The organism is Streptomyces canarius (assembly GCF_014650735.1).
GTDB classification, from domain to species: domain Bacteria; phylum Actinomycetota; class Actinomycetes; order Streptomycetales; family Streptomycetaceae; genus Streptomyces; species Streptomyces olivaceoviridis.
Window position 1 is genome coordinate 1 of the sequence record NZ_BMVN01000144.1, and the last position, 4,310, is coordinate 4,310.

A 4,310-nucleotide genomic window follows, 5' to 3' on the forward strand; every position below is an offset into this window, starting at 1 on the left:
GTAGGCGAGGAAGGTGCCGATCTGGCAGTTCACGGTACGGCCGGCCGTTCCGGAGTACTGCCTTTGCACCCCGGCCGAGCGGACTCCCTTCTTCAGGAACCCGGTGTCGTCACCGATCAGCACCGCGTCCTTGTCACCGATGCTCTCGATGACGAAGTCACAGACGTCATCGCGGACCCCGTCGGCGTCCCAGTCCGCCCCGCCCAGCAGCCGCTGCATCCCGATCGGATGCGCCTCACCAGCACGTTCCGCCAGCGACCAGCCGTTCTTACGCTCCAACGGCGCCACCAGCCCGGCCATGTACTCCAACGCCCGCCCCCGCGGCTCCGAGCGAGCAAACCGCGACGCGAACCGCGCATGTACCCCGGCCAACACCTCACGCCAGAACTCGACTTGACGCACACCAAGATCCACAGACACCGGGACACTCAACCACACCAAACCCCATAACTGTGATTGCAGTACTAGCCCGTCCGCGCCTTCACTGGGTGAACTCTCCTGCGCCGGAAGGACTTTCTTTGTTTTAACTCTTGACGGTCGGAGGGTGCGAGAGCACAGTGACCGCATCTTGAGAGCGCTCTCAAGAGCACCCGCGCACATCCCTCCGTACCCGAGAGGCCTCCCCATGAGCGCAACCTCCGGCATACCCACACGGCGCCCCCTCGGGCGGGCGCTCGTCGCCGTGCTCGGCACACTCGGCCTGGCCGCAGCCGTCGCCACGGCCACCGCCCTCCCCGCGGACGCGTCCGCCCCCACCCCACCGTCCGGCTGGTCCCAGGTCTTCCTTGACGACTTCAACGGACCCGCCGGATCGGGCATCAACACGGCCAACTGGCAGTACACGACGGGCACGAGCTACCCCGGCGGGCCCGCCGGCTTCGGCACCGGGGAGGTAGAGACGATGACCTCCAGCACCAGCAACGTCTCGCTCGACGGCGCCGGAAACCTCAGGATCACCCCACGGCGCGACACCGCGGGCAACTGGACGTCCGGCCGTGTCGAGACGAACCGCTCCGACTTCCAGCCGCCCGCCGGCGGCAAGCTGCGCGTCGAGGCCCGCCTCCAGATGCCGAACGTGACCGGCGCCGCCGCCAAGGGTTACTGGCCGGCCTTCTGGATGCTGGGCGCCCCCTACCGCGGCAACTGGTGGAACTGGCCCGGCGTGGGCGAACTGGACATCATGGAGAACGTCCAGGGCATCAACAACGAGTGGGCCACGATGCACTGCGGCACCAGCCCGGGCGGCCCCTGCAACGAGAAGTCGGGCATCGGCGGCCAGAAGGCCTGCGCGGGCACGACCTGCCAGGGCGGCTTCCACACCTACGCCGTCGAGTGGGACAGGTCGACCAGCCCCGAGGAGATGCGCTTCTACCTCGACGGCGTCAACTTCCACACGGTCAGGCAGAATCAGGTCGACGCGACGACCTGGGCCAACGCCACGAACCACGGCTACTTCATCATCCTGAACGTCGCGATGGGCGGCGAATTCCCGGCGGCCTTCGGTGGCGGGCCCGACGGCGGCACCGACCCTGGTCACCCGCTCGTGGTCGACTACGTCCAGGTGCTCCAGTCGGCCGGCGGTGGCGGCACCACCCCGCCGCCCACGACCCCACCGCCGTCCGGCAACCGTGACGCGTACAGCGCGATCCAGGCCGAGTCGTACGACGGCCAGGCCGGCGTCGGCACCGAGACCACCACCGACACGGGCGGCGGCCAGAACATCAGCACGCTCGCGAACGGCGACTACGCGCTGTACAAGGGCGTCGACTTCGGTTCCACGGCGGCCAGGCAGTTCTACGGCCGGGTCGCGAGCGGCGCGGCGGGCGGTGTCAGCGGAGTGGTCGAGGTGCGCCTCGACAGCCGTACGAGCGCGCCGATCGGCAGCTTCGCGGTGGCCGACACCGGCGGCTGGCAGGCCTGGCGGACGGTGCCCGCGAACATCAGCTCCGTCACCGGAACGCACGACGTCTATCTGACCTTCACCAGCGGGCAGTCGGCCGACTTCGTGAACGTCAACTGGTTCGACTTCGGCCACTGACAAGGGAGTCGACCGATGACCACACACTCCGCGGCCAGGTCCGGAGCGCTCGGCCCCGGGGCCGGGCGGCTGGTGACGGCCGTCCTGACCGCCCTCCTCACGGTGCTGGCACTCGGCCTGGCCGGGGCGGCGCCCGCGAGGGCCGCCGCCGACTACACCCAAGGGGTCACCCCGGCCGGCACCGGCTCGGTCCAGATCTGGTTCAAGCCGGCCACACCCGCATCCCTTGTCGATGTGCACTACCTGTCGCCGACCGCCGGACAGCAGAACTTCCGGATGACGAACAACGCGGGCACCTGGCAGCAGAGCGTCAGCGGCCTGCCGGGCGGCTTCACACTGGAGTACTGGTTCACGTACGAGAAGAGCGGCCCGCTCTACGACACCCCGCACTTCACCTACACCGTCGGCAGCGGAGGCGGAGGTGACGGCGGTGGCGGCGGTACCGGCAGCTTCCCGATCTCGTTCCAGAACAACACCCGTGGCACGTACGGGAACTCACAGATCTACGTCACCGTGCTCGGCCAGGTGACGCCCGGTCAGTGGTCGTACATGAAGTCCGACGGGACGATGACGCACATCAATCACCTGGACGCCACCACGCCCGGCCACCTGACCAAGAACGGCGTGAACTACCCGAACATGTCGTTCACGCTGGCCCAGTCGGGCGGCTCGGTGCCTTCACCCACATCGATCCGCGGCGGACGGATCTACGTGTCCCTCGGCTCCCCGCTGTACATCCCGGTGTCCCCGGACGACCAGGGCTGGGGCGGCCCCGACCTGCGCAATCCGAACGACCCCAACACGGACGTCTACTACGACTGGTACGAGTACACGTACGTCTTCGGACAGGTGTCCTTCGGCGGCAACACCACGCAGGTCGACCAGTTCGGCTTCCCGATGACCTCGCGGCTGACGCAGACCTCCAGCGGCTACGACACCACGCGGGGCATCACGCTGACCCGCGCCCAGGTCATGTCGCAGTACGCCGCCTCGGTGGGCGCGGCCTTCAGGCCGCTGCAGAACACGTACCGTATCGTCGCCCCGCGCTCCTCCAGCCTCTTCCTCGCGGGCGGCTCCCAGGCGAACTACCTTCAGGCGTACGTCGATCAGACCTGGTCCTACTACGCTGCCCACCCCTTCAAGCTCACCCGGCTCGGTGAGACCTTCTCGGGACAGGTCTCCGGGAACACCCTCACCTTCACCAAGAACGGCGCCGGTCCCTACACACTCGCCAAGCCGTCCTCCCCGGACGTCGTGGCCTGCGCGGGCGCGCTGGCCTCGGGCAGCGACCCGGAGAAGCAACTCGGCGCGGAGTTCTGCGCCGCGTTCAACCGCGGCGTGGCCCTCGACACCTCGGCCTGGTACACCCCGTCCGCCTACTACACCGGAGGCATCAAGAACGACTACGCCGCCTTCCTGCACACCGTCGGTCTCGACAAGCGTGCCTATGCCTTCCCCTACGACGACATCAACGACCAGTCGTCGGTGCAGATCCTGGGCAACGCGAACCCGCCGACCGGGCTGACGCTCGGCATCGGCTGGTGATCCACAGGTACTGAAGAGGGGCGGGCCTTGATGCCCGCCCCTTCGGTACACGGCGGCTTCACCGGGTGAACTCCACTGAGTGGTGTGCATCGTGAAGTAGCAGGTCACGGGCCTGGTGTGCGTCGGCTCCGGGGTACTCATGCTGGTGACGGGCGGGTAACTTCGGTGGAGATCGTCGGTCAGCGGGCGACTTCCCCGTTTGTGAGGACGAGCAGCCGTGGGCGCCCTCCCTCATCGTCACCCACTGCCGCGGCGCCGCCTAATACTGCAATCACAGTTATGGGGTTTGGTGTGGTTGAGTGTCCCGGTGTCTGTGGATCTTGGTGTGCGTCAAGTCGAGTTCTGGCGTGAGGTGTTGGCCGGGGTACATGCGCGGTTCGCGTCGCGGTTTGCTCGCTCGGAGCCGCGGGGGCGGGCGTTGGAGTACATGGCCGGGCTGGTGGCGCCGTTGGAGCGTAAGAACGGCTGGTCGCTGGCGGAACGTGCTGGTGAGGCGCATCCGATCGGGATGCAGCGGCTGCTGGGCGGGGCGGACTGGGACGCCGACGGGGTCCGCGATGACGTCTGTGACTTCGTCATCGAGAGCATCGGTGACAAGGACGCGGTGCTGATCGGTGACGACACCGGGTTCCTGAAGAAGGGAGTCCGCTCGGCCGGGGTGCAAAGGCAGTACTCCGGAACGGCCGGCCGTACCGTGAACTGCCAGATCGGCACCTTCCTCGCCTAC

At 67.9% G+C, this 4,310-nt stretch carries 4 protein-coding genes; 3 read left to right on the forward strand and 1 reads right to left on the reverse strand.

What is annotated here, in order from left to right; translation table 11 throughout:
• Nucleotides 1-402 (reverse strand): IS701 family transposase (locus tag IE294_RS46375; RefSeq protein WP_373315972.1); only part of this gene is annotated, 402 nt, incomplete at its 3' end.
• Between the two features lie 223 nt (nt 403-625).
• On the opposite strand from IE294_RS46375, the gene IE294_RS46380 reads away from it, so the two are divergent.
• From IE294_RS46380 to IE294_RS46390, 3 genes are all read left to right on the forward strand, one after another.
• Entirely contained in the window at nt 626-2,038 is a 1,413-nt protein-coding gene (locus tag IE294_RS46380; RefSeq protein ID WP_189895336.1) for a glycoside hydrolase family 16 protein, read from the forward strand.
• Nucleotides 2,039-2,053: 15 nt separating this feature from the next.
• Nucleotides 2,054-3,583: a glycoside hydrolase family 64 protein gene (locus IE294_RS46385; protein WP_189895337.1), complete on the forward strand. Its 1,530-nt coding sequence runs from the start codon at nt 2,054-2,056 to the stop codon at nt 3,581-3,583.
• 325 nt (nt 3,584-3,908) lie between these two features.
• A partial coding sequence (locus tag IE294_RS46390; protein WP_373315972.1) for an IS701 family transposase occupies nt 3,909-4,310 on the forward strand: 402 nt, incomplete at its 3' end.

Coding starts and splice junctions, on each gene's coding strand:
- IE294_RS46380 (WP_189895336.1), top strand. CDS start 626: ATGAGCGCAACCTCCGGCATACCCACACGGCGCCCCCTCGGGCGGGCG.
- IE294_RS46385 (WP_189895337.1), top strand. CDS start 2,054: ATGACCACACACTCCGCGGCCAGGTCCGGAGCGCTCGGCCCCGGGGCC.